Source organism: Streptomyces sp. NRRL F-5126, from assembly GCF_000721265.1.
Classification (GTDB): Bacteria; Actinomycetota; Actinomycetes; order Streptomycetales; family Streptomycetaceae; genus Streptomyces.
Window position 1 is genome coordinate 68208 of sequence record NZ_JOFZ01000014.1, and the last position, 26199, is coordinate 94406.

Below are 26199 nucleotides of genomic sequence, written 5' to 3' on the forward strand. Positions count from 1 at the left end.
CTGACCCGCTGAACGCTGCCCCGCCTGCCCGGGGAGACACCAAGTCGCCGCGCCGCCTGCACCTGGCAGGCGGCGCCCTCGTGCGCGGCGCGAGCAGATCGGCGTGTCCGGCTCCGGACTCGCACGTGACAGCGTGTGGAGTTCCGGTGGCATGTGATGGAAAACTATCGGAAAAGTTCGTAGTTGTTCATGACGGGCCGTCAAGTCCCGGAGGGAGCACACATGCGACCCATGCGCGAAAGATTCCGGCGGGCCGTTTCCGGTGTGGCGCTGTCGGCGCTGCTGGGCAGCGGGCTGGCCGTGGCGGCCGCCGCGCCGTCCACCGCCGCACCGCGCCCCGCGAACACCTGGACGGTGAACGAGCCCGGCCGCTCGGCGCTCAGCGCCGAACTCGGCCTCGACCCGTCGGGCGAGCTGCGCCTCGCGGTCGACCGCGGCGGCGCACCCGTGCTGCTGCCCGGCCGGCTCGGGATCCGCACCGCCAGCCACGATCTGACGAAGGGCCTGCGGTTCGTGAAGCGACGCGAGCGCACCGTCCACGAGTCCTACCGGATGACCACCGGCAAGCAGCTGCGGCGTTCGGCCACCATGCGGGAGTCGACGTTCACCTTCCGCGGCGCCGACGGCGCGCGCCTCGGCGTGGTGGTGCGGGTGTCGGACGACGGCGTCGCCTACCGCTACCTGCTGGACGACCGCGGCCCGGTCACCGTCGAACGCGAGGCGTCGACGTTCGAGGTGCCGACGGACGCCAGGGCCTGGGTGCAGCCGTACGTGACCAGCTACGAGACCGAGCGGACCGAGACCACCGCGGGCGCGGCCAACGAGGCGCGGCCCGGCACGTGCACGGGCGACACGTGCTCGTTCGGCTACCCGACGCTGTTCGAGGTCGGCGGCACCTACGTGCTCCTCACCGAGGCGGACGTCGACGGCCGGTACTCAGGCAGCCATCTCGACCACGCCGACGGCACCTCGGCCTACTCGGTGGCGCTCGCGGACGGCGCGCCCGTCACGTCGGACGGGCCGCTGGCGACGCCGTGGCGCACCGCGATCGTGGGGAGCCTGGACACGCTGGTCGCCTCCACCCTCGTGGACGACCTCGCCCCGCCGTCCAAGGTCGAGGACACCTCGTGGATACGTCCCGGCGTGGACGACTGGTCCTGGCTGAGCGACGGTTCGAGCCCCGGCGACTACAACCGTCAGCGCGACTTCGTCGACTACGCGGCCGAGCACGGGCTCCAGTACACGCTCGTGGACGCCGGATGGCAGGCGAGCTGGGTGCCCGAGCTGGTGCGCTACGCGCGCGCCAAGGGCGTCGACGTGATCCTCTGGTTCGACTGGAACGACCTGAAGACCCAGCAGCAGCGCGACGCCTGGCTCCCCAAGGTCAAGGCCTGGGGCGTCGCGGGCGTCAAGGTCGACTACATGTACTCGGACTCGCAGTCCACCTTCCAGTGGTACGACGCGATCCTGCGTGACACGGCCAGGCTCAAGCTCATGATCGACTTCCACGGCGCGACGATCCCCCGCGGCCTGCAGCGCACCTGGCCGCAGGTGATGAGCGTCGAGGCGGTGCGCGGGGAGGAGAACGGGCAGCATTCGACCCGCGACATCTTCCTCGCCTTCACCCGCAACATCGTCGGCTCGATGGACTACACCCCGACCTGGTTCTCCCGTCCGAACCGGCAGGACTCCCTGGGGCACGAGCTGGCGCTGCCCGTGGTCTTCGAGTCCGGCTGGACCAGCCTCGGCGACAATCCCGAGGGGTTCGCCGCGCATCCGGTGGCCGAGCGCTTCCTCGAACAGCTCCCCACGACCTGGGACGAGACGCGGCTGGTCGCCGGCGGGCCCGGCGCGCAGCCGGCCGGCGACCGCCAGGCCGTCATCGCACGCCGCAGCGGACACCGCTGGTTCGTCGGGGGCATCCTCGCCGGCGCGAGCGACACGATGAAGGCGCCGCTCGGCTTCCTCGGCAAGGGCACCTGGCTCGTCGAGACGATCGGCGACAGCGGCGGCCGGCTGCGGCGCACCGTGCGCACAGTGACCGCCGCGGACACCCTCGCGGTCCCCGCCGCCGCCGACGGCGGCTTCGTCGCGCTGGCCTGCCCCGCCACCAGGGGCCGCACCGACTGCGCGGACCCGGTCGTCACCGCGCCCGCCACTTCCCTCACCCTCGACCCCGCGGCCGTGACCGCGGGCCCCGGGCAGCGGGCCGGGATCGGCGCGACGTTCACGCTGCCGGAAGGAGCCGCGCTGCACAAGGTGCGGATGACGGTGGACCGCGACCGGCTCCCCGCGGGCTGGACCGCCACCGGCCGCGACGTCAGGGCCGGGACGCTCCCTGCCGGCAGGGCGCTCGACGGCCACTGGACGGTGACGGTCGGCAAGGACCAGCCCGGCGGTGAGGTCGACGTGCCCGTCGTCGTCACCTACGCCGACCCGGCCGGCGGGAAGGCCCCGCCCATCCACGTCGAGAAGGTCGTCAAGGTCTCCGTTCCGCTGCACGGCACGGTCTACGCCAGTGACCAGCCGTTCCTCACCGAGACCAACGGCTACGGGCCGGTCGAGCGCGACCAGTCCAACGGCGAGGCCGGCGGGCAGGACGGGCACCCGCTGACGGTGGGCGGGGCCGTGTACGCGAAGGGCCTGGGCATGAACGCGCCGGCGCAGGTCCGGATCGACCTCCAGGGCCGCTGCACCCGCTTCGAGGCCCGCGTCGGCGTCGACGACGAGACGAAGGGGCAGGGCAGTGTGACGTTCACCGTGCTCGGCGACGACGGCCGGCAGCTCGCCGCCACCGGCGTGCTGCGCGGCGGCGACAGCGCGGTCGACCTGACCGTGGACGTCACCGGCGTGCACACGCTCGGCCTCGCCGTCGGCGACGGGGGCGACAACAAGAACTACGACCACGCGGACTGGGGCCTGGCCCGGCTCACCTGCGCCAACTGACGCGGGCACGCCGCGAGCCCGGAGCCGTCCGGGCTCGCGCGCGGCCCGTCACCCCTTCACGCACACCACCTGCCGCAGCCTCGTGACCACTTCGACGAGGTCCGTCTGGCGCTCCATCACCTGCTCGATCGGCTTGTACGCGCCGGGGATCTCGTCCACCACGCCCGAGTCCTTGCGGCACTCCACACCCCGCGTCTGCTCCTCCAGGTCCCTCGTGGAGAAGCGGCGCTTCGCCGCGTTCCTGCTCATGCGGCGGCCCGCGCCGTGGGACGCGGAGTTGAACGCCGCCGCGTTCCCGAGGCCCCGCACGATGTACGAGCCCGTGCCCATGGAGCCCGGGATGATGCCGAGGTCGCCGCCGCCCGCGCGGATCGCGCCCTTGCGGGTGACCAGCAGGTCCATGCCGTCGTACCGCTCCTCCGCCACGTAGTTGTGGTGGCAGCTGATCTCCTGCACGAACGTGACGCCGGCCTTCTTGAACTCCCGCCGCACGACCTCCTTCAGGAGCCCCATCATGATCGACCGGTTGTACCTGGCGTACTCCTGCGCCCAGTACAGGTCGCTCCGGTAGGCGGCCATCTGCGGCGTGTCCGAGATGAACACCGCGAGGTCGCGGTCGACCAGCCCCTGGTTGTGCGGCAGGCCCTGCGCGACGCCGATGTGGTGGTCGGCCAGCTCCTTGCCGATGTTGCGCGAGCCGGAGTGCAGCGTGAGCCACACCGCGTCGTCGTGGCCGATGTTGACCTCGATGTAGTGGTTGCCGGAGCCGAGCGTGCCGATCTGCCTCCTGGCCCGCCCCTCCCGGTGCCGCACCGACTCCGCCAGGCGCCCGAACCGGCTCCAGAGGTCGTCCCAGCCGGCCGTCGCGAGCCCGTGCGCCCCGTGCGGGTCCACCGGCTCGTCGTGCAGCCCGCGGCCGACCGGGATCGCCCGCTCGATCCTGCTCCGCAGCCGGGACAGGTCGCCGGGCAGGTCGGACGCGGTCAGCGACGTCTTCACCGCCGACATCCCGCAGCCGATGTCCACACCGACCGCGGCCGGGCACACCGCGCCCTGCATCGCGATGACGGAGCCGACCGTCGCCCCCTTGCCGTAGTGCACGTCCGGCATCACGGCGAGACCCTTGATCCACGGGAGCGACGCCACGTTCCGCAGCTGCCCCATCGCCGCGTCCTCGACGCCGCGCGGGTCCGCCCACATCCGGATCGGGACCTTCTGACCCGGAACCTCTTCATATGCCATGGTGCTCGATACCCCCGATTGTCGCTGCGCGCCGGAACGAGACAGGCCGAAACCACCCGTACCGGATTCACCCGATTCACGCGCTTCAACCCGTTTCGACGGCTTCCCCGGCTCCCCGTTCCCGCCGACGAATTACGATGCACACGGCGCACCGGCCACCCCACCAGGGCACACGGTGCGCACCGCGCCCACGAGGTGCCGAATGGTGGCGAAAGGGCCGCCCATCAGCGCCGACGGCGTGTGCGGTACACATTGTGTCCACCGTCCGCCCCACCGCGGCAAACGCTTTTCACCGTCGGCCGCCATCACCGACACGTCCCCCAGGAGGCTCCGCACCGTGCAGCGAATCGCGCACAAGGCGCGCCGTGGCGTACAGCGCGGCGCGCTACGCAAGGTGTACGCGCCCGGTCTCGCGGCGCTGCTCGTCGCGCTCGTCGCAGGCGGCTGCACGGCGGGCGGCAGCGGCAGCGCGTCGCCCACCGATCCCAAGCAGGGCGACCCGACGCTGTCGATGCCCGCGCCCGGCAAGTACCGCACGCTGCTCGAACCCTGCGGCGCCGTGCCCACGTCCATGCTCAAGGACCTGCTGCCCGGCATCTCCTCCCTCAGCCCCGACCAGCAGGAACGCGCCCTGGAGGGCACCCCGGCCGTGACGTACGACACGGACCGCAGGGTCGGGTGCGGCTGGAAGGCCGACTCGCCAAGCTCGTCGCACCGGCTGTCGCTGGACATCGAGCGCGTCGTCTCGTACGACCCGTCGGTCAGCGACGCGGACCGCGCGAAGCAGGTCTTCACGAAGAAGCAGCAGGCCGCGCACATCCCGACCGCCGGCGGCTCTCCCTCCGGGTCCCCGTCGGGGACTCCGTCGGGCTCGCCGTCCGCCACGGCCACGGCCACGGCGGGGTCGTCGGGCGAGGGCGCGGGCGACGGCAGTGACGGCGGCGGCGCGGGCGGCGGGGGCGGGGCCCCCGACCTGCTGCCGCGCACGCTGAGCGGGGTCGGCGACGCCGCGTACGTGAACGACAGGCTCACCCAGTCCGGATCGGCCACTCAGAACCGGACGGTGAGCGTGGTCTTTCGCACATCGAACGTGATCGTGACCGTGACGTACACGCAGCAGCCGACGCACCCTGACGAGGTCCCCGACAGCAAGGAACTGCAGGACAGGGCGCAGGCGCTGGCCAAGAAGCTGGCCGACGAGTTCGACCAGTAGGGGGCGGACGGCGGCCCGCGCGCACCCCTGCGTGACGGGACGCTCTCCGGTGCGCGGGTCCTGCGCGGGCCTCCCTGCGGTTAACGTGGCGGCTCGGACACGACAGCAACGACTGAAGGAACCATGCGCCGATCAGCCTCGCGACTCCCCCGCATCCTCGCCGCCGCGGCCGTTCCCGCGCTGCTCGTCGTCGCCGGCTGCTCGTCCGGCTCCGGCAGCGGAGGCGGCAAGGACGCGGCGGACGGCTCGGCGTCGAGCAAGTCCGCCAAGGCCTCGCCGTCCGTCGCGCCGGCGAAGTACCGCACCCTTCCGGACGCCTGCAAGATCATCGACTCGAAGACGATCGGCAAGCTCGTGCCGTCCGCCAAGGACAAGAGCGGCACGGCCGGCACGTCGACGGACGTGAACGCGCACGGCAGCTGCCACTGGAACGGCCTGAAGAACAAGGGCGTCGACGGCTCCCAGTACCGCTGGCTCGAGGTCTCGCTGCAGCGCTACGACTCCCAGTCGACGATCGGCAGCGGCAACGCCCAGGCGTCCAAGCAGTACGCCAACGCCATCGAGGTCGCGCAGACGACGTCGGGCGCCAAGAGCGTCATGACGCACCCGGCCACGGGCATCGGCAGCCAGGCCACCACGGTCACGTACACCCTGCGCAAGACGGACGAGGACTTCTCCTACGCGACGGTCGTGGCGCGCGCGGACAACGTGGTCCTCGCGCTGACGTACAACGGCGCCGGGTACGCGGGCGAGAAGTCACCGAGCGTGTCGGACATCTCGAAGGACGCGGTGTCGGCCGCGAAGAGCGCCGTCGAGGTGATCACGAGCGGCGGCAGCGGCTCGGGCTCCGGCACGACGTCCCCGTCCTCGGGATCCTCGAAATCGTCCTCGCCGAGCCCGTCGAAATCGAGCGGCAAGTCGAGCGGCAAGTCGGACAAGAAGTCCGGCTCGAAGCCGTCCGGCTCGGCGTCGCCGTCCACGAAGGCGAGCACGGCGGGCTGACGCCCCGGCCCCCGCCTGGGGCGGAGCGCCGCTGCCCACTCCCGCGCCCGCGGCACCCGTACGCGTGTGCAAGGCTGTTGCACCGCCGGAGGGCGGCAGACGGGGGCCCGGTGGGTTCCCGAGGCCTTGAGGACGACAACGGGAGGGGATCGCGCGTGGCCGCGATGCAGCTGTCACGGACGCATCGAATACTGGTCGGCGTCGTCGTCAGCGGCGCGGTCATCATCGCGGGCATCGGCTTCGCCGGCTCGTACGCGGCCGTGCGCGCGCTCGCCGAGAGCAAGGGCTTCGGCGCCTTCGCGGTCGTCTTCCCCGTCGGCATCGACGCGGGCATCTGCGTCCTGCTGGCGCTCGACCTGCTGCTGACCTGGATCCGCATCCCGTTCCCCCTGCTGCGGCAGGCCGCCTGGGTCCTGACGGCCGCGACGATCGCCTTCAACGGCGCCGCCGCCTGGCCCGACCCGCTGGGCGTCGGCATGCACGCCGTCATCCCGCTGCTGTTCATCGTCACGGTGGAGGCGGCGCGGCACGCGGTCGGCAGGATCGCCGACATCACCGCGGACAAGCACATGGAGGGCGTGCGGCTGACCCGCTGGCTGCTCTCGCCCGTCCCGACGTTCCTGCTGTGGCGGCGGATGAAGCTGTGGGAGCTGCGCAGCTACGAGCAGGTCATCAAGCTCGAACAGGACCGGCTGATCTACCAGTCGAGGCTCCAGGCACGCTTCGGCCGCGCCTGGCGCAGGAAGGCCCCGGTGGAGTCGCTGATGCCGCTGCGCCTCGCCAAGTACGGCGTGCCGCTGGCGGACACGGCCTCCGCCGGGCTCGCCGCCGCGGGCATCGACGCGGCGGCGGCGATCGTCCCCGCCGCGCCCGGCGCCGGTGCGGCGGCCGGGGAGCTCACGGCCGGCACGGCAGCCGGCGGCGTCGACCTGGCGAAGCCCCCGGCGGCCCAGGCCGTCGAGCCGCCACGCGCCCACCTCCCGGGCCAACGCCAGGCGCCGCCCGCGCAGTTCGGGCAGTTCGGGCAGCAGGACTGGCACGGCCAGGAGCGGTACGAGGAGCAGTACCAGGACCCGCAGTGGGAGCAGGCGGAGTGGGCCGCGCTGCAGGACGGCCCACAGCAGGACGGCCGGCAACTGGACGGCCAATCGCAGGACGCCAACCCGTGGTTCGCCGCGCAGAGCCTCCCGCAGGCCGCCTACGAGGGCGCGTACAACCCGACGTACGTCGAAGGCCTCGAACCGACGCCGGTACGCCCCCCGTCGGGCCCGGTGGGCCGCGGCGCGCCCGGTCCGGAGCAAGCCCAGCAAGCCCCCGGGCCCGAGCCCGAGCCGGAGTTCGGCCCCGAGGCGGAGCCTGAGGCCGCGGACGCACCCGAGCCGGCGACGACGTCCCAGGCCGCCCAGGCCGAACAGGCCGCCCAGGCGCCCGACACCTCGCACCGCGACGAGCAGTACTACAACGCCTTCAGGAAGTTCATCAGCGAGAACGGCGACGCGCCCAACGAGCGCCAACTGGGCCGCTACCTCATGGAGATGTACGACATCAGGGGCCGCGCGGGCGGCCCGCTCAGCGAGAACACACTGCGTGGGCCGCTGCGCGAGGCGTACCGCCGCTTCCAGGAAGAGATGGACGCGGAACACATCGCCTGACCCGCCCGGGACGGGCGGGTCGGCCACCGTCGTCGAGGCGCCCGCCGTACCGTCGCACCGGACCGCTGCCCGTGCCCGCGCACCGCGCAGCCGCGTGCGCGCCCGTGCGAGCGAGCGCGGCGCCCGGCCGCGCCGGGCCTGCGCGCCGACGCACACAGGGCGAGCCCCAGGCGCACGCGGCCCCTGCGGCCGCCGCGATGCGCGGCCGCAGGGGCCGGCGTCACGCGCCGAGCAGTGTCCGCACCCTGTCCTCGCCCACCGCGAGCAGCAGCGTGGGCAGGCGCGGGCCCGTGTCCCTGCTCACCAGCAGGCGGTACAGCAGCGCGAAGAACGCGCGCTGCGCCGCCTTGAGTTCGGGTGTCGGCTTCGCGTCGGGCGCGAGGCCCGCGATGACCTTCGGGACCCCGTAGACGAGCGTCGTCAGCCCGTCGAGCGACCAGTGCTCGCCAAGCCCTTCGAGCAGCAGCCGCAGGGACTCGCGGCTCTGCTCGTCGAGCGAGCCGAGCAGTTCCTTGTCCGGCTCGCCCCGCACGACCGTGCGCGCCTCGACGGGCACCTGGCTGCTGATCCAGTACTCGGCGCGGTCCAGCCGCGGCCTGACCTCGTCGAGCGACGCGAGCGGGCGCGACGGGTCGAGCTCGCCGAGGATGCGCAGCGTCTGCTTCTCGGCCCCCGCCGTCACGTCCGCGACCGACGCGAGCGTCCGGTACGGCAGCGGGCGCGGCGTGCCGGGCAGTTCACCCGCGGCCGTGCGGACGGCGCGCGAGTACGCGGCCGCGTCGGCGGGCAGCACGGTGCCGTCGGCGACCTTGCGGCCGAGCGCGTCCCACTCGTCGTAGAGCCGCTGGATCTCCTGGTCGAAGGCGATCTTGAACGACTGGTTGGGCCTGCGGCGCGCGTACAGCCAGCGCAGCAGCGGCGCCTCCATGATCTTCAGCGCGTCCGCGGGCGTCGGCACGCCGCCCTTGCTGCTGGACATCTTGGCCATGCCGGAGATGCCGACGAACGCGTACATGGGCCCGATGGGCTGCACACCGTCGAAGATCTCGCGGACGATCTGCCCGCCGACGACGTAGGACGAGCCGGGCGAGGAGTGGTCGACGCCGGACGGCTCGAAGACGACGCCCTCGTACGCCCAGCGCATCGGCCAGTCGACCTTCCACACGAGCTTGCCGCGGTTGAACTCGCTCAGCCGCACGGTCTCGCCGAACCCGCACGCCGTGCAGGTGTAGGTGAGCTCGGTGGTCTCGTCGTCGTAGCCGGTGACGGTGGTGAGGTCCTTGCCGCACTGCCCGCAGTAGGGCTTGTACGGGTAGTAGCCGCCCGCGCCGCCCCCGTCGTCCTCGGCGGCCGCGCCCGAGCCCTCGGCGGCCTCGATCTCGGCCTCGTCGACCGGCTTCTGCTGCTTCTGCTGCTGCTTCGGCCCCTGTCCAGGGCCCTTGCCCTGGCCCTTGCCCTGGCCCTTGCCCTTGCCCTTGTCCTTGGTGCGGTAGCGGTCGAGGATCGCGTCGATGTCGCCGCGGTGCCGCATCGCGTGCAGGACCTGGTCTCGGTAGGCGCCTGAGGTGTACTGCGCGGTCTGGCTGATGCCGTCGTAGACGACGCCGAGCTCGGCGAGCGCGTCGGTCATGGCCGCCTTGAAGTGCTCGGCCCAGTTCGGGTGCGGGGAGCCGGCCGGGGCGGGCACCGAGGTCAGCGGCTTGCCGATGTGCTCGGCCCAGGACGCGTCGACGCCGGCGACACCGTTCGGCACCTTGCGGTACCGGTCGTAGTCGTCCCACGACAGCACGTGGCGCACCTCGTACCCGCGGCGCCGGATCTCGTCCGCGACGAGGTGGGGGGTCATGACCTCGCGGAGGTTGCCGAGGTGGATGGGGCCTGAGGGCGAGAGCCCGGAGGCGACGACGACCGGTTTGCCCGGGGCACGTCGCTCCGACTCGGCGATGACGTCGTCGGCGAAACGGGAGACCCAGTCGGTCTCTGTGCTCTGAGCCACGGTCGGCACGTCCTTCTTCCCTGCTCGCGCGTTGGATCGCAACCATGCGGTCTGCTGTGTCGCCCCAGTCTCCCAGGTCGCTCAGCCGTCGCGAAAACGACTTGTCCGACCATGAAAGAATGGCGGCCGAGCCGGTGGACCCCGACGCGTCCTGGCCCCCGCGCTCGCACCAGCACCCCGACAGAAACGGCAGCCAGCCCATGGCCTCGGTTCCCTCCCTCGCCTCGACCGTCGAACAGCACATCGCCTCCGCCCTCTCGGCAGCCCTGCCGGAGGCCGGCGCGGCGGACGTGCTGCTGCGACGCAGCGACCGGGCGGACTTCCAGGCCAACGGCATCCTGGCGCTCGCGAAGAAGCTGAAGGGCAACCCGCGCGACCTCGCGACCCGGGTGGTCGCGGCGCTCTCCGCACCCGGCGTCGTCGAGGACGTCGAGGTCTCGGGGCCCGGCTTCCTGAACATCACGGTCGCCGACCGGGCGATCACCGACACGCTGGCCGCCCGCCTCGCGGACGACCGGCTCGGCGTGGCGCACGCGCCGAACGCCGGCACGACGGTGATCGACTACGCGCAGCCCAACGTCGCCAAGGAGATGCACGTCGGGCACCTGCGGTCCGCCGTCATCGGCGCGGCGATGGTCGAGATCCTGGAGTTCATGGGCGAGAAGGTGATCAGGCGCCACCACATCGGCGACTGGGGCACCCAGTTCGGCATGCTCATCCAGTACCTGATGGAGCACCCGCACGAGCTGGACAGGAGCGAGGACGCCCCCGCCCCCGTGACCGCCGGCACCGCCGGGGCCTCCGGCACCGCCGCGGCGCCCTCGGAGGAGGCCGGCGAGGCCGCCATGTCGAACCTGAACCGCCTGTACAAGGCCTCGCGGGCGGCCTTCGACTCCGACGAGGAGTTCAAGGCGCGGGCCCGGGACCGCGTGGTGGCGCTCCAGGCGGGCGACGAGGAGACGCTGGCGCTGTGGCAGCGGTTCGTGGACGAGTCGAAGGTGTACTTCTACTCGGTCTTCGGCACGCTCGACATGGAGGTCCGCGACCCCGACATCGTCGGCGAGTCCGGGTACAACGACATGCTCGCGGAGACGTGCCGGATCCTGGAGGAGACGGGCGTCGCCGTCCGCTCCGAGGGCGCGCTGTGCGTGTTCTTCGACGACGTGAAGGGCCCGGACGGCAAGCAGGTCCCGCTGATCGTGCAGAAGTCGAACGGCGGCTTCGGGTACGCGGCCACGGACCTCTCCGCGATCCGCGACCGGGTGGGGAACCTGGGCGCGGACACCCTGCTGTACGTGGTCGACGTGCGGCAGTCGCTGCACTTCAAGATGGTCTTCGAGACGGCGCGCAGGGCGGGCTGGCTGAACGACGAGGTGCACGCGTCGCAGCTGGCGTTCGGCACGGTGCTCGGCAAGGACGGCAAGCCGTTCAAGACCCGTGAGGGCGAGACGGTGCGGCTCGTCGACCTGCTGGACGAGGCGGTCGACCGGGCGACGGCCGTCGTCAGGGAGAAGGCGGAGAAGGCGGGCCTCGGCGAGCGGGAGATCGAGGAGAACGGCCGGTACGTCGGCATCGGCGCGGTCAAGTACGCCGACCTGTCGACGTCGGCGGTGCGCGACTACAAGTTCGACCTCGACCAGATGGTGTCGCTCAGCGGCGACACGTCGGTGTACCTGCAGTACGCGTACGCGCGCATCCGCTCGATCCTGCGCAAGGCCGGCGACGTGTCCCCGGCCCCGCACCCGGAGCTGGCGCTCGCGCCGGCCGAGCGGGCGCTCGGCCTCCACCTGGACCGCTTCGGCGAGACGCTCGCCGAGGCGGCGTCCGGCCACGAGCCGCACAAGGTGGCCGCGTACCTCTACCAGCTCGCGTCGCTGTACACGTCGTTCTACGACCAGTGCCCGGTACTGAAGGCGGACACGCCCGAGCAGGTGGCGAACCGCCTGTTCCTGTGCGAACTGACGGGCCGCACCCTGGAGAAGGGCCTCGCGCTGCTGGGCATCAGGGCGCCGGAGCGGCTCTGAGGCGCCTGCCCCGGTCCGGGCCGAGCCCGTGCGTCACTTCGGCACGCGGACGGAGACCGTCCAACCTTCGCCGAGCTCCGCTCGCAGCCGCGCGGCGAGACGTTCGCCGTCCGCCATGAAGGCGCACTCCTCGTCGTCCGAGGCGAAGCCCGCGCCGAGCGGGTCGCCAAGGTCGTACGTGGCGTCCCAACGAGCCCGCCAGTCGTCGAGGTCAGCGATCAGACCGGCTGACAGGGGAAGGGCGCCGGGGTCGGTGTTGTCCGCGGCCCCGCCTCGGCCCGCCCACAGCGGGAAGCATTGGACCTCTGGCCTGAGGATCAGCAGCAGCGGCTCGGGCATGGGGTTCCTGTGCGCGGACACGGATCAGTCGTCGGCGAAGGTGTAAGTCGTCCGGTGATAGGGATGGTTCAGCAAGGCCAGCCGATGCGAAGGCCACAACTCGTCGTCCTCGCTGAGAGCGAGGACGCCGGCCCGGCGCAGCAGCCAGATGTCCTCTGATTGGTGTTCGAGCACCGCGTCACCCGGGATCCGGGCAAGCAGCGCGTCCACCACACGGATCATGTCGTCCTGCTGGCCCGGCAGGTCCGTGAACTTGCCGAGACGGAACGACACCGACACGGTCGGTGTGAATCCGAGGTCGCTGACCACTGGGTGCCACGGCTGCGGCCGCTCCTCGAAGGCCTGGACAAAGGTGCCCCGTATGGTCTCGGCTCCCTTTTCCAGCAGCTCTTCCGGAGTGACCGGCGCATGAAGAAGACCGGCTTCCTGAACCGCGCGGCCGAGGACCGCTGCTACATCGTGCACCGGCAGGGCCGCCGCGATCTCGAAGTCGTAGGAGATTGCCACTGCGTTTCCTCTGCGATAGGGATTTACGGGTAGAAGTTCACTACGTTTCCGTCGCCGTCGATCATCAGCACCTCCTTGAGTCCCTTTATCGGCCAGTCCCGCAATTGCGCTCTCATCTTTGCCAGGTCGACCGAACTGTCCTTCAGATTGAGGACGATGCGGTCGGTCTGGCCCTTCACGACTTTCTTCTCCATCTCAGTGGCGATGTTACGTGCGTTGCTTGTCGAAGGCGCATAGTTGTCAAACACCTGCCCTTCGACGCGATAGTCAGGGTTTTTAGGCCCCGCGACATCCGGGTTCTGTTCGACGTCGTACCCCTTCTGCGCCAAGATGTCCGCCGACTCGTTCTCCCGCTCCAGAGATCGCGTGGTGGCCGCGTCGTCCTTCGTGCTGATGGACGTGCGACGGCCTCCGGGCTTCGCGGCCGGGTCGGGTTCCTTCGACGGTTGGGTGTACTCGCCGTCTCCGCCGGTCCCGGCCGGTTCGCGAGTCTCCGTCTCGGTGAGTTCGCGGTCGAGGGTCTCCTCGACCTCGGTGACCTCGGCGTCGACGGTCTCGATCTCGGGAACGGCCTCGGCGGCGGCTTCGAGTTCCGTGCTGACGTCCGCGATGACGGCGGTGTCGATCTCCGCGACCGCCGCATCCGCCGCGACCTCGACACCGCCCAGGATCGCCCCGGCCTCCGCACCGTCCAGCGCGGCCGCACCCGCATCAGAACCGCCCCCGGTGAACGGGGTCAGCAGGATGCCGACGACCGTCGTGAGACCGATCGCGATGCCCGCCCCGGCAAGCTTGTGCTCGGTGCTGCTGTGCGCCTCGTCGATCGCGTGCGCGAACTTGTCGCAGGCCGAGGCCAGCTTCCCGCACGCCTCGTGCGCGGCGGACAACGGCGCCTTGTGCGCGTTCCCGCCGTCCTGCCAGATCGTGGCCCAGAACGCGGCCATGGCGTGCACGGACTCGTCCGAATTGTTGTCTGTCAGCGACTCCACCTGCGTGTGCAGCGTGTGCCCGATCCCCTGGAACGCCGTCTCCGCCGTCCGATACGCCGACGCCGCATCCCGCAACTTGTCCTGATGCCCGTTCGGCCAGTACTTCGCGATCACCGACGGCACCGACGAATGCCCAGGACCCACCGCCGAATCCGGATCCGGATACATCACATCCGTGAACACCGGCGGCGACGGGTACAGCTTCGGGGCGCCCTTGCCCTTCTTCTTCACGTTCGAGTGGTGATCGGCCTTGAGGTAGTTGTTGGCCGTCGTCACCAACGCGTCCGACGCCTGCCCGATCGCCCGGATCCCCGCCGACAAGGTATGGAACAGCGACTTCGCGGCCGGATCGTACTTGCGGGCGAACTTGTGCCCGTAATCGTCGTTCCCCGCCATCCCCGCCGCGTTCTGCAACGCCGAGTTCAGCGTCGACGCCGCCTTGTCCAGGTTCATCTGGCCCGTGGCGAACTTCCCCGCCACCGAGTTCAGATCGTCCGGGTACAGGTCGATCGGCTGATCACCACCACTCCCCGGATGCGTCACCGCCCGAACCACCCTGCGGTGCGGCCGTCGCGTGCCGTCTCGGTTCCGTCGTGCCTCATCGAGCCCCCGTCTCAGCCGACGGCTTCCAGGATTGCCGCAACTACCGTGCGGGGCAAGATGCTTCGATCGTGGCGTGTCCTCAGCGCCCGGCGCGCGTGCCGCCCTGCGCCGGCGGTGCGGTGTGGCGCCAGGTGTCGAGCGTGACGCCGCCGCGCTCGATCGGGGCAGTGTCCGCGATCGCGAAACCCGTGGCGCGGGCGACCGCGCGGCTCGGGGCGTTGGCCGCCTCGATGCGCAGCAGCACGCGCCGTGCGCCGAGCGCGCCGTACGCGTGGGCCGTCGCGAGCCGCACGGCGCGGGCCGCCAGCCCCTGGCGGCGGTGGCGGGGGCCGATCGCGTAGCCGATCTCGACCGCGTACGGGTCGTTGTCCGTCGCGAACATCAGCACCTCACCGAGCGGCTCGGCGCCGTCCGTCGTGATGGCCAGCTGGATCCTGCGCCCCGTGGCGCAGGCCTCGCGTGCTCGGTCCAGGTAATCGCGCGCGGCCTTCGCGTCGAAGGGCGAGACTAGCGGGGTGAACCTGGCGACCTGCGGGTCGTCGAACAGGACGGCCATGGCGGGTACGTCGTCATAGGTCCACCCACGCAGGACCAGGCCCTCGCCGGCAAGGCGCACGTCGGAAACGGTCACGGGACCGGGCTCCCTTCTCCGCGCGCCGCTCGGTGCTCGGCGCGTACGGCCTGATCGTGCCACGCGCCTCGTCCGTCGGCCGCGCGGCGCCGCCGACGCGTCCGAGGGCGGCACGCCGGCCTCACACCGATCGCTCCGGCCGCCGGTCGGCGGCCCGCCCGTGGTGGTGATTGAGCAGCTCACCATTGCAATCCTCGACCGTCCACCGTGTTCGTGAACTGCGCGCCTCCTCCCGCTGCTTCGCCAGCGCGGCGCACAACTCGGGAGGATCGTTGCGTGACGCGGTCGACCTGGCGGACCAGCGCCGGCCCGCTTCTGCCCCGAGACCGAGGCGCGCGGAACGGTTGACACGGCACATGAGACCCCGCCGGACCGTCGGCCCACGGCCCTGTGGTGGGGTCCCGCTCCCACGACTCCGTGAGCGGGACGCCAGGGGACACGGTCGGCCGCTGTACAGGCAAACTAGGCGCTCTGGTGAAGGGCGCGCCACTCACGGTCGAGGATGGCGTGTACGACGGAGTCACGCCAGACGCCGTTTTTTTGGATGTGCTCGCGGATGATGCCTTCCTCCGTCATCCCTGCGGTACTCATGGTCCTGGCGGATGCCTCGTTGAGCGGGGATCGGGCTCCCCATACGCGGTGCAGTCCGATCTCCTCGAAGCCCAGTCCCAGCAGCAGGTCGACCATCTCCTGCCCGTATCCGGCACCCCAGGTGTCGGGACGTAGTGCGAAGCCGAAGGTGGCCGCGCCCGGCTGGTGGGGGTCTGTGGCGAGTCGGCCGAAGCCGATGACCTCGCCGCTTTCACGCTTCTCGACCGCGACAGCGTACTCGCTGCGTGGACTGGCCGTGGCCGACGTGATGGAGCGACTCACAATCCTGCCGACGTCGTCGTGCGACCGCGGCTCGAAGCTGAGATGCGCGGTCGCCTCCGGACTCCCGTAGATCGCGTAGACCGCGTCTACGTCCCCAACGGTGAGTTCCCGCAGACGAAGACGCGGACCTGAACGATCAACGGGGCTCATGCCCGAACCCTATTACCCTCGGGTCGTTGCGGGGAGCGCGAGCCTACGGGGCGGGAACGAGGCAATCTCGTCCCGCAGTTGGCCGGCTACTCGGGCAGTCCGTGTGGGGCCCGTCGTCAGCGCGGCACGCACCCGCTGGGCCGACACGATGATCCCGATGTTGCGGTACCCAGGCGCCAGGTCCAGGACGGGACGGATCGCTTCGGCTGCTCCGTCGATGTCACCGGTGTGAAGGTGGACGAGGGCCTGGTTGCACTGGGCGCCGGCCAGGTCACCGAACGCCCAGTCTTCGCTGTCGCGGTCAGCGAAGCCGTCTACGGCTTGTGCCGCCTGAGCCGCCAGGTCGACGCTGCCCTGCCCCAGTAGGGCAGCGGCCTCGACGTGGTAGTACTCCTGCTTGCGCTGCGAGTAGGTGAACAGACCGCCGAGTTGGTCGAGGTCGTCGGCGACGACGCTCTGACGCAGATCGGTGGCGGCCTGCCCGGCGGCCTGCGCTGTCACGTTGTCTCCCAGCACCGCGGCCGCGCGAGCCTGGAGGCCGAGAAGCCACAGGCCAACCGTGCCGTGCAGGTTCTGTGCGCTCTCCGCTCCCTTCTCGGCGTAGAAGAGTGCATCGCTTGGCCGGTCGGCCCAGTACTCGATCAGAGACTGGAGGCCGTTCACAGAGGCGATCAGCGGCTGGTGCTCCGCGTCCTTCGCGAAGGCGAGAGCGAGCATGCTCATCGTCCGGGCCGCGTCCCGGTCCTCCATGTCGTTGAGCCCCTTGGCGACCAGGAACGACAGCACACCCGCCAGGAAGTTCAGGTCCTTGAGCTGAGACGGTCGGTGTCGCCGTGTCTCCAGAACCGCGATGATCTGGTCCTGGGCGTCCAAGAGGTCGTCCCAGATCACCGACAGCGGCACCCGTGGGTAGTCGCGGACGAGTCGTGCGACCTGGTCGTGAAGCAGGGGGAGAGTGTCTTCTCCTGCCCTTTCGCTGTCCGCCTTGAGGATGTAGCTCCTCGCACGCCGTACGGCCATGGCACCGCTCCTTCTCATCTCGCCCAGGTCCATGCCGGGATCGGCATGGGGTGCTTCGGGTGACGTGCCGGCGAGGCGGACGGTGGGCGGAGGCCTCTCGGTGTCGTCCGCCCACAGGTCGTCTATGTCGTAGCCGAGCATGCTGGTGATGACCGGCCGGAAGGCCCGTTGGGGCTTACGTCCCGTATAGATCCAGCCCTCGACCGTCTTGATGGCGGGGTCCGCGTCCCGGCTGCCCAGCCTTCTGGCTTCGGCCCGGTACACCTCCTGGAACCGTGCGGGATCGAGGAGACCTCGCCGTGCAAGCTCGCTACGGAAGAACAACATGTCGCCTCCGACGACGTCCGCCTGACGCATCAATGCTCCGACACTAGGTCGTTACACATCTCAACCTGGCCGTTATGAGGGCTACTTAGCTTTCCGAGGCCATTCAGAGGGCATTGCGAGGATGCGTCATCAGATTGGGCGGTGACTCCGTCCACCTCCGGGGCCGCCTTGGGGGTAGATCCGTCCGTCGCCGGTTGCCACGCTCATAGCTCCCTCGCTGAGCGTGTCCGAGCAACTACAACCACGGGCAGGAGCAACTCCCATGCACTCCTCTATCGGCGGAGCCCGCGTCATCAACGCGGCCTGTCACACGAGTGATGGTCAGTCGTCGGCATCGGCCTCCTCTGTAGGTCGCTCGGCGTTACCTTCCCCGATCGCGGTGAGCGTCGAACGAGATGCCAAACAGGTTCGTACTGTGCGCGATATCAGCGGGGCATGGCTCCGAACGGTCTGCGGCATGCAGGAATCGCGGGTCCATGACACGCTCGTCGTGCTGACTGAGTTCCTGTCGAACGCCGTGCGGCACGGGGCGGGTCCATCGATCCATTACCGAAGCTACTGCCCGCGCGCTGGGTGGGTGCAGCTCGAAGTGTGCGATGGAAGCCCCAGTCTCGTTCCTGAGCCGGTTCAAGCCGATGTGCTGGACGAGTCGGGTCGTGGACTCGCCCTTGTGGACGCGCTCGTGACGGATCTGAACGGCCTATGGGAGTTCAGCGAAGACGGCACAACCGCCCGCTGCTCCCTGCCCCTGGCTGACGGACATGCGCGGGTGGGCTTGTGAACGGCTTCGCACGCACCGCTGAGGCGATGATGGAACACCTCATCGCCTCGACTGACGCTGCTGAGAGCCCAGCCGAGGACATGGCAGACCTTGCGGAGATCATCCGCACGCTCATCGCCGTCGATGCCGAGTCACCACCCGCGTTCGTCTCGGCGGTGGCGTCCTCGACGTCGGGATCACCAGCTCCGGCGGTCCTGGGCGAAAGGCCGGACCGCCGAGCGGCACCCCAGAGCTTCCCGGCTCGACCATCAGACCGGGATGGCCGGATGTGTGGTCGCCCCTCAGGTTGTCGGCAGTCTGCGTAGCAGGTTCATTACTCTCTGCAATGCCGCGTAGGTTCGCCCGCGCAAGTCTCCTTGCCGAAGCACAGAGCAACAGGAACACCGCTGAAGGAGTAGTTCTATGCACGGAACTCCGGTCGACACGGACCGCGTGGCACAGCTGCGCGCCGAGCTGGTCGCGCGGGTCACCGCACAGTTCGAGAGGTTGGGGTGGGTGCTGGCGCCTGAGGTGGAGCAGGCGCTGCTGACCGTGGACCGGCACGTGTTCACCGGTGCCGCTTCGCTGGAAGAGGCATACGGCGACAATGCGGTGATCACCAAGCGGGACGAGCGGGGCGTATCGCTGAGTTCGGTCTCGGCGGCGTGGCTGCAAGCGGCGATGCTCGGCCAGCTCCGGATCCGACCGGGTGATCGCGTGTTGGAGATCGGCAGCGGCGGTTACAACGCGGCGCTCATCGCGGAGCTGGCCGGCCTCGACGGCCAGGTCACGACGGTCGACATCGACCGTGAGGTGACCGACCGGGCACGCCAGTGCCTCGCGGAGGCGGGATACGACCAGGTTGAGGTGATCTGTCAGGACGCTGAGTTCCCCGTCCCGGGGGACCGGACCTTCGACAAGATCCTGATCACGGTCGGGGCCTGGGACATCCCACCGGCCTGGACGTCCCAGCTCGCCGAAGGCGGACGGCTGGTCGTACCGCTGCGCACGATGGGCACCACCCGATCGTGGGTGCTGGAGCGCCGAGGCGACGCACTCGAAAGCCACGGCCAGTTCACGTGCGGGTTCGTACCGATGCAGGGGGCCGGAACCAGCCGGGGGACCGGTGTCGCGCTACTGCCCGGCGACAAGGTCGGTCTGTGGCTGGACGAAGGCCAGCGCGTGGACACGTCGGCCCTGGACGGTGTCCTGTCGGCGCCGCGTGCGGCCGTGTGGTCGGAAGTGACGATCCCTGAGGGAACTTCCTACAGCGACCAGGACCTGTGGCTGGCCCAGCTCCCGGGCTTCTGCCTGATCACCGCGGACCAGGAGGCGATGGACAGCGGCATCGTGGACCTGCCCTGGCGCTACGGGACGCCCGCTGTCACCGACGGCCCGACGCTGGCCTACCGGGCCACACCCCGCCCCGTCGACGGCGACCCGGGCCACGTCGAATTCGGCGTATACGGGCACGGACCACAGGCCGAGCAAGCAGCCACTCTTCTCGCCGAGCAGATCCGGGCCTGGGACCGGGCCGGGCGCCCGGACCCACACCTGAGCGTCTTCCCGTCCGGCACTCCCGACACTGCTGTGCCGGACGGGCTGACTGTGGACAAGCGGCACAGCCGCGTCGTGATCTCCTGGCCGACCGCCAGGTAGCCCCACCCACCGAAAGGATCCTGTCATGAACGACACCACCAGGGACGATGACGAGTTCGTCCTGAACGTCAGGCTCGTGGACGCCGGCCCGGTCGCTTCGGTCGTCTCCTCGGAGGACTGCACCGGTGACGGCTGCGGTCCCACCCCGTGCGGGCCTGGCGCCGACCTCTGATGCACAGGTTGGTCCCGGCCCCGGCACAGGACCGGGGTCGGGACCAACCCCTTCCACCACCTGCCGAAGGAAGGGCCACCTCGTGAACCAACCGGAGTTCCGCGCGGAGTTTCGTGCGATGGACGTGGCACTGATCCGAGCCGCCGCCTACCCCGACGGCCTGACCGTGCCCGCGTGGCCCGATCTGACGAGGGAGGACCTGCCCGGCTGGTTGACGTGGATCAGGCGGGTGTGGGAGTTGGACACGCTGGCCGAGGCGGTGCGCGCGGCGAGCCCTGACCTCGCCGCGCGCGTCACCGATCTGTGCCGGGACGCAAGCAAGTTCACGGCGCGCCAGGTGCGGCGCATCACCGTGTCACTGGCCCGCTACCTCCTACGGGCCACGAGCCGGCCGGTACCGTTCGGCCTGTTCGCCGGAGTCGCACCGGTCACCCTCACCGACCGTGCATCGGTCCGCTGGGGCGGCGCGCACTCCCCGCACCGCCGACCCGACGCCGTCTGGCTGGACGGCTTCATCACGACTCTGGAGGCCCGGCCCGACGTCCTGCGGACCCTGCCGGTGACCGCCAACAATCTCGGGTTCGCGCGCGGCGACGACTGGGTGATTCCCTGCCGGCACGTTACCGACACATCGGTGTCCGACGTGGTCATCCGGCGCACGGGCGCCGTGCGCGCCGCCCTCCACCACGCCCAGGTTCCGATCGTCCTCGGAGACCTGGCGGCGAAGCTGCGGGCCGAATACCCGGCCGCTCCCGCCGACGCGGTGGAGGGCATGCTGACCGAGCTGGTGCGCCGGCACGCGCTGATCAGCAGTCTGCGGCCGGCGATGACCGTCACCGATCCGCACCTCGCCCTGGCCGGCCAGGTGCCCGAAGCCGTCCCGGACCTGCGCGCAGCTCCCGCAGCGGTCGATCTGCGGCTGGACTGCGCGGTGAGCCTGCCCCCGGCGGTGCTGCGCGAAGCCGAGGCCGCCGCGTCGGCGCTGGTGCGCCTGGCCGCGCCCCGGCCCATCTGGGATGCCTACCACGGCGCCTTCCTCGACCGGTACGGTCCCGGCGCTGTGATCGGGGTGCGCGAGCTGGTGAATCCCGACACCGGCCTGGGCTTCCCCGCCGGATACCGCGGATCCTTGGCCCGCGTTCCGCAGCCGCTGCTGCCCCGCGACACCGCGCTCGCGGCTCTGGCCCAGAGGTCCGCGCTGGAGGGCTGCCGGGAGATCCTGCTCGACGACCGGACTTTGGCCGAGCTGACGAGCACCGCCACGGCCCGGACAGCGCCGCCGCACACCGAACTGCGATTCAGCGTGCAGGCCGCCACCGTGTCCGATCTGGACCGCGGCGCGTTCACGCTGACCGTCACGGGCGCGGCCAGGCACGCCGGCACGTCGATGGGGCGGTTCCTGTACTTACTGGAGCCCGGCGAACGCGCGCGGTTCACCCGCGCGTTCGCGACGCTGCCGACGGCCGCACCCGGTGCACTCACCGTCCAGATCTCCAGCCCGCCGTTGAACGCCAAGATCGGCAATGTCGCCCGGACTCCCGTGCTCGCGCCGCTACTGCCGCTGGGCGAGCACCGGCGCGAGGACGAGAGCCACCTGCGCCTGGACGATCTGGCGGTCACCGCCGATGCCCACCGTTTCTACCTGCTGTCCCGATCCCGGGGCTTCCCCGTCGAACCAGTCATGTTCAACGCGGTCGGGCTGCGGCACCACACCCATCCGCTGGCCCGGTTCCTGTGTGAGATCACCACGGCCCGCGCCGCGCCGTGCACTCCGTTCTTCTGGGGTCATCTCCTCACCCGGCAGGTTCCGTTCCTGCCCCGCCTGCGCTACGGCCGTACCATCCTCGCCCCCGCCCACTGGAACCTGAACCAGGGCGACCTGCCCGGACCCCTCGCACCCTGGCCGACCTGGGTCCGCGCGCTGGAAAGCCTCCGAGACTCCCGTCACATCCCGGCTCTCGTCCAGCTCGGTGATGACGATGTCCGCATCCGCCTGGACCTCACCGAGTCCGCCCACCGGGCACTGCTGCGCGACCACCTGGACCGGCGCGGCCGCGCCACCGTGACCGAGACCGACGCCGAGCACGGCTGGATCGGCGGGCGCCCACACGACATTGCCCTGCCCCTCGCCTCCCGGTCACCGTCCCGGTCTCCAGCCCGGCCCCTGCCGACCCGCGGCTATCCGCCCCCGGAGGAGCACTCCCCAGGAGCCGGCGCGTGGCTGTACGCCAAGGTCTACGGGCACCCCGACAGCCACAGCGCACTGCTCACCGGCGCCCTTCCGGAACTGATGGCCCGATGGGAGCACGGCCCGCGCGACTGCTGGTGGTTCATCCGCCATCCCGAGCCAACCCCCCACCTGCGGCTGCGCATCCGCCTGCACCACCCCGACCGGTACGGGGACGCCGCCCGCACCTTCGGGACCTGGGCCACCGACCAGCGCCGCACCGGCCTGATCGGCGACACCACCCTCGACGTCTACCGCCCGGAGACCGGCCGGTTCGGCTCTGGCCGCGCACTGGAAGCTGCCGAGAGCGTCTTCGCCGCGGATTCGGCCGTCGTGGTCGCCCAACTCACCACCCGGCTGCACCGCCAGGCCCTCATCGCGGCGAGCTACCTCGACATCGCCACCGGCTTCCTCGGCACCGCCGGGACAGCATGGCTGATCGAACACGCGGCCCACGGCGGCACACCGCCCCTGGACCGCGACGTGCTCCACCAAGCCCGCCGACCCCAGCCCGCTCTGACCGACATCCTCGAACGGCGCCGCGCCGCGTTGCGCCGGTATCGAGCCCACCTGGACGACGACCGGCTCAGCCCGGCCCTGGACGACCTGCTGCATCTTCATCACGCCCGCATGACCGGCGCTGACCCCGACTCCGAACGGATGTGCCTGCGGATGGCCCGGTCTCTGGCCCAGCAGCAGCACGCGCGGACAGCAGGCGACCCACGATGACCGCTGAAGACACTTCCGCACACGCCACGGCCCACACTCCGAACCGCCCCGCGCAGTCACTCAGCGGCGGGGCCGCCGGCATCGCCCTGCTGCACCTCGAACGCGCTGTCACAAGCACCGGCTCCTGGCCGCAGGCCCACGCATGGCTGGAACGGTCGGCCCGCGACGGTCTCAGCGTCGCGGACAACGCGAGCTTGTACTACGGCGCCCCGGCGCTGGCCTTCGTCCTGCACAGCTGCGCGCGCAGGCCCGGACTGGCCGGCGCCCTGGCCACCGCCGACGCCGGAACCCAAACCGTCCTACGCCGCAAACTCGACGCCGCACACCGGCGCATCGACGCCGGCGCCCGGCCCCTGGCCGCCGAGTTCGACCTGATCAGCGGACTGACCGGACTGGGCGTCTGCGTACGCCGCCGCGGACGCCCGGACCTGCTACGACAGATCCTCACCTACCTCGTACGGCTCACCGAACCAATCCAAGGACTTCCCGGCTGGTGGACGCACCACAGCGACCACGGGATGGCGCACGGCATCACCGGCCCCCTCGCCCTGTGCGCACTCGCGCTGCACGACGGAGTCGAAGTCGACGGCCAGACGGCGGCCATCCGACGCATCTGCGCGTGGCTGGACACCTGGGAACAGCGAGGCGCGAGCGGCGCATGGTGGCCGGCCACCGTCAGCGCCGCCGACGTCAACCGGGGCGACACGCACCAGGACGGCCCCCTCCGGCCGTCCTGGTGCTACGGAACCCCGGGAATCTCCTTCGCCCAGACACTCGCCGCCCGCGCCGTGGGCGATCGCGCCCACCAGCGCCGAGCCGAGCGCGCGCTCGCCAACTGCGTGAGCGACCCGGCGCAACTGGCTCGCCTCACCGACCGCAGCCTGTGCCACGGCACCGCCGGCCTGCTGACGGTCGCCCGCCGGATCTCCGCCGACGCCCTCACCCCCATGCCCCTAACTCCCGCACTGGGCGCGCATCAACGAGCCACTGCCGCGCCCGACGAACCCCCCGGGTTCCTCGTGGGAACCGCCGGCGCCGACCTGGCCGCCGCCATCACGACCCAGACCGCCTGGGACGCCTGCCTCCTGCTCAGCTGACCGGAAGAGGGGATATGAACGAGACGCCCTGGAAACAAGTGAACATCGCCTACCCCGGCGCGGGCCCCCGCGAGCGTGAACCCCACGCCGTCGCCCACCTTGCCCGCATCCTTCCCCGCGCCGAGGCGGGCGGTCTCATCACCGCGTGGTTCTTCATCCGCAAAGGCCCCTGGCGCATTCGCTACCTCCCGGCCATAGACAACAGCAGCATCGATCCGGTCCACCCTCTGCTCACCGCCGGAGTCACCTGGACCCCCGACATCTACGAACCGGAAGTCCACGGCTTCGGTGGTCCCGGCAGCATGGACGCCGCACACACCCTTTTCCACCAGGACAGCCGCCACCTGCTGTCCTTCCTCTCCCTTGACCCTGCCGACCGGCAGGAGCATTCGCTCGTGCTGTGCACCGCGCTCATGCGGGCCGCGGGGCTGGACAGCAACGAGCAGGGCGACGCCTGGGCCCGGGTTGCCGAGCAGCGCGCCGGGCTGTTCACGGCACCGTCCGACGCGCGGGTATGGGCGTCCTTCGTCGGCGACGTACGCCGACTCCTCCTGGGCACAGCCCGCACCGACGCCATCGCGAGCGACTGGCTCAAGGCGTTCGAGGACACCGGCACGGCCCTGCGTACCCTGCGTGAACAAGGCAATCTCACCCGCGGGATACGCGCCGTCATCGCCCTGCATGTGATCTTCCACTTCAACCGGATCGGACTTACAGCCATCACGCAGGCCGCACTCGCGCAAGCGGCGAAGCAAGCTGTCTTCGGCACCATCAGTCCACTGAGGGGCACCGCAGTCGACGGACCTCCCAAGGGCCCAGCAGCTCCCCGACCAAGTGGCAGGTGCGCCGGGTAACTGCGGGTCCAGGTCGCGATTTCAGGGCACGCGACAAGACACGCCCCGAACGGAGAAGGGCCCGGCGTGGGAATCGCATCGCAGGACGATCCCGTGGCCAGTTGGTGGGCTCTTCCGCTCTACCCGGCCGTAAGCCTGGGCGCCTGGCCGGCCAGTGCCGTTCTGTTCGCAGTGGCGCTCTGGTTGTACGTCATCACCGCCGACCCGGTCCGGACGCGCGATTGACGGCGCCGCCGGGCGCTGACCATCGCCGGATGGGCGGCGCACAGCCTCACTCGTCGAGGGCCCGCGCCACGCGGTCGAGGTCTTCGAGCAGCGCGGCCAGGCGGTGCCCCGGGAGGGCGCGGACCATGCGCGCCTCGATCGCGTAGACGGATTCCTGCGCGTCCCGCAGCAGGCGCCGGCCCTCCGCCGTGAGGGTGGTCGGGCGTGCGCGGCCGGAGGCGACGGTGCCGGGGCGGTCGATGAGCCCGGCGTCCTGCAGCCCGCGCATGACGACGTTCATGGACTGCCGGGTGACGAAAGTAGCGCGCGCGAGGTCGGCGTTGGACATGCCCGGCCTGGCGGCGAGCACTTCGAGGCACGAGTACTGCGGCACGGTCAGTCCGTGCTCCCGCAGTGCCTTGTCCATGGCCGCGCGCAGGGCCGCATGGGCGCGTTTGAGCCGGTAGCCCACGTGGTCGAGCACGTCGTCTGCGGGGTGCGGCGGTTCCGCGGGCATCCTGTTCTCCATGTCAGCATTTTGACATCAACGGTGGGGCGCCGTACCGTCGGTTATGTCAATATCCTGACATGCAAACGGGAGGCACCCCATGTCCGTCACCATCAGCGGCCCCGACTTCGTAGCGCTCCAGGTCCGTGACGTGGCGGCCGCCGCCGCCTTCTGCGAGGAGCACCTCGGCCTCGTCCGCACCCCCGCGTCCCCGCCCGGCGCGGTGGTCTTCGACACCAAGCCCTGCCCGTTCGCGGTGCGCCAGCCGCTGCCCGGCACGGACCTGGACGCGGGCCGCCCGGGTCTTGGCGTAGCCCTGTGGTTCTCCACGCCGGACGCCCAGTCCCTGCACGACAAGCTCGCCGCGGCCGGCATCGAGATCGTCGCGCCTGTCAGGGACAGCCCGTTCGGCCCGGTGTTCTCCTTCGCAGGACCCGAGGGGTACGTCATGACCGCGCACGGGGCCTGACCGCGC

21 protein-coding genes are annotated in these 26199 nt (G+C 70.8%); 12 read left to right on the forward strand and 9 right to left on the reverse strand.

Annotation, left to right across the window (positions count from 1 at the left end; genetic code table 11):
• Positions 1–231 precede the first annotated feature (231 nt).
• Complete coding sequence (locus tag IH48_RS0129260) at positions 232–2946, forward strand: glycoside hydrolase family 97 catalytic domain-containing protein (RefSeq protein WP_030911205.1); 2715 nt, start codon at positions 232–234, stop codon at positions 2944–2946.
• A 48-nt stretch (positions 2947–2994) separates the two neighbouring features.
• Here IH48_RS0129260 and IH48_RS0129265 read toward each other — a convergent pair whose 3' ends face one another.
• The gene (locus tag IH48_RS0129265) at positions 2995–4188 is read right to left on the reverse strand and encodes an RtcB family protein (RefSeq protein WP_030911208.1); all 1194 of its coding nucleotides are present in this window, start codon (positions 4186–4188) and stop codon (positions 2995–2997) included.
• Between the two features lie 337 nt (positions 4189–4525).
• Here IH48_RS0129265 and IH48_RS0129270 point away from each other — a divergent pair, with 337 nt between their 5' ends.
• The 3 genes from IH48_RS0129270 (at position 4526) to IH48_RS0129280 (ending at position 8055) form a co-directional block, all read left to right on the forward strand.
• A complete protein-coding gene (locus IH48_RS0129270; protein WP_234434421.1) occupies positions 4526–5401 on the forward strand; it encodes a DUF3558 domain-containing protein in 876 nt (291 codons plus the stop codon).
• Positions 5402–5524: 123 nt separating this feature from the next.
• On the forward strand, positions 5525–6403 hold the full coding sequence (locus IH48_RS0129275) for a hypothetical protein (protein ID WP_030911215.1): 879 nt from the start codon (positions 5525–5527) through the stop codon (positions 6401–6403).
• Between the two features lie 155 nt (positions 6404–6558).
• On the forward strand, positions 6559–8055 hold the full coding sequence (locus tag IH48_RS0129280; protein WP_030911217.1) for a DUF2637 domain-containing protein: 1497 nt from the start codon (positions 6559–6561) through the stop codon (positions 8053–8055).
• A 220-nt stretch (positions 8056–8275) separates the two neighbouring features.
• On the opposite strand, the gene lysS is transcribed toward IH48_RS0129280, so the two are convergent.
• Positions 8276–10060 carry a lysine--tRNA ligase gene (gene lysS, locus IH48_RS0129285; protein ID WP_030911218.1) on the reverse strand — a complete coding sequence of 595 codons (1785 nt, stop codon included), beginning with the start codon at positions 10058–10060 and terminating at the stop codon, positions 8276–8278.
• A gap of 191 nt (positions 10061–10251) precedes the next feature.
• Between lysS and argS the strand changes: the two genes are divergently transcribed.
• Positions 10252–12075: an arginine--tRNA ligase gene (argS, locus tag IH48_RS0129290; RefSeq protein ID WP_030911220.1), complete on the forward strand. Its 1824-nt coding sequence runs from the start codon at positions 10252–10254 to the stop codon at positions 12073–12075.
• 33 nt (positions 12076–12108) lie between these two features.
• On the opposite strand, the gene IH48_RS33730 is transcribed toward argS, so the two are convergent.
• The 6 genes from IH48_RS33730 to IH48_RS33735 all read right to left on the reverse strand — a co-directional run bounded on the left by IH48_RS33730 (position 12109) and on the right by IH48_RS33735 (position 17544).
• On the reverse strand, positions 12109–12414 hold the full coding sequence (locus tag IH48_RS33730) for a hypothetical protein (protein ID WP_051840828.1): 306 nt from the start codon (positions 12412–12414) through the stop codon (positions 12109–12111).
• A gap of 24 nt (positions 12415–12438) precedes the next feature.
• Positions 12439–12921 carry a SitI3 family protein gene (locus IH48_RS0129300; protein ID WP_030911226.1) on the reverse strand — a complete coding sequence of 161 codons (483 nt, stop codon included), beginning with the start codon at positions 12919–12921 and terminating at the stop codon, positions 12439–12441.
• 23 nt (positions 12922–12944) lie between these two features.
• Positions 12945–14453 (reverse strand): hypothetical protein, encoded by a 1509-nt coding sequence (locus IH48_RS36700; RefSeq protein WP_051840830.1) that lies wholly within the window; start codon positions 14451–14453, stop codon positions 12945–12947.
• Between the two features lie 139 nt (positions 14454–14592).
• Positions 14593–15144 (reverse strand): GNAT family N-acetyltransferase, encoded by a 552-nt coding sequence (locus tag IH48_RS0129310; RefSeq protein ID WP_051840832.1) that lies wholly within the window; start codon positions 15142–15144, stop codon positions 14593–14595.
• A gap of 462 nt (positions 15145–15606) precedes the next feature.
• Positions 15607–16167 (reverse strand): GNAT family N-acetyltransferase, encoded by a 561-nt coding sequence (locus IH48_RS0129315; RefSeq protein ID WP_030911234.1) that lies wholly within the window; start codon positions 16165–16167, stop codon positions 15607–15609.
• Positions 16168–16179: 12 nt separating this feature from the next.
• Positions 16180–17544, reverse strand: coding sequence for a hypothetical protein (locus tag IH48_RS33735; RefSeq protein WP_234434422.1), 1365 nt, complete (start codon positions 17542–17544; stop codon positions 16180–16182).
• Positions 17545–17776: 232 nt separating this feature from the next.
• Here IH48_RS33735 and IH48_RS33740 point away from each other — a divergent pair, with 232 nt between their 5' ends.
• The 6 genes from IH48_RS33740 (at position 17777) to IH48_RS0129350 (ending at position 25012) form a co-directional block, all read left to right on the forward strand.
• Entirely contained in the window at positions 17777–18295 is a 519-nt protein-coding gene (locus tag IH48_RS33740) for an ATP-binding protein (RefSeq protein WP_078850128.1), read from the forward strand.
• A gap of 402 nt (positions 18296–18697) precedes the next feature.
• Positions 18698–19933 (forward strand): methyltransferase, FxLD system, encoded by a 1236-nt coding sequence (gene fxlM, locus IH48_RS0129330; protein WP_037843657.1) that lies wholly within the window; start codon positions 18698–18700, stop codon positions 19931–19933.
• A 25-nt stretch (positions 19934–19958) separates the two neighbouring features.
• A complete protein-coding gene (locus IH48_RS36415) occupies positions 19959–20105 on the forward strand; it encodes a hypothetical protein (RefSeq protein WP_158710370.1) in 147 nt (48 codons plus the stop codon).
• A gap of 82 nt (positions 20106–20187) precedes the next feature.
• On the forward strand, positions 20188–23061 hold the full coding sequence (locus IH48_RS0129340) for a lantibiotic dehydratase (protein WP_051840834.1): 2874 nt from the start codon (positions 20188–20190) through the stop codon (positions 23059–23061).
• Entirely contained in the window at positions 23058–24158 is a 1101-nt protein-coding gene (locus IH48_RS0129345) for a lanthionine synthetase C family protein (protein ID WP_051840836.1), read from the forward strand. The genes IH48_RS0129340 and IH48_RS0129345 overlap by 4 nt, the downstream gene beginning before the upstream one ends.
• A 14-nt stretch (positions 24159–24172) precedes the next feature.
• Positions 24173–25012: a thiopeptide-type bacteriocin biosynthesis protein gene (locus IH48_RS0129350; protein ID WP_078850129.1), complete on the forward strand. Its 840-nt coding sequence runs from the start codon at positions 24173–24175 to the stop codon at positions 25010–25012.
• A gap of 271 nt (positions 25013–25283) precedes the next feature.
• Here IH48_RS0129350 and IH48_RS0129360 read toward each other — a convergent pair whose 3' ends face one another.
• Positions 25284–25745, reverse strand: coding sequence for a MarR family winged helix-turn-helix transcriptional regulator (locus tag IH48_RS0129360; protein WP_030911254.1), 462 nt, complete (start codon positions 25743–25745; stop codon positions 25284–25286).
• A gap of 79 nt (positions 25746–25824) precedes the next feature.
• On the opposite strand from IH48_RS0129360, the gene IH48_RS0129365 reads away from it, so the two are divergent.
• Positions 25825–26193: a VOC family protein gene (locus IH48_RS0129365; protein ID WP_030911257.1), complete on the forward strand. Its 369-nt coding sequence runs from the start codon at positions 25825–25827 to the stop codon at positions 26191–26193.
• The last annotated feature ends 6 nt before the right edge of the window (positions 26194–26199 follow it).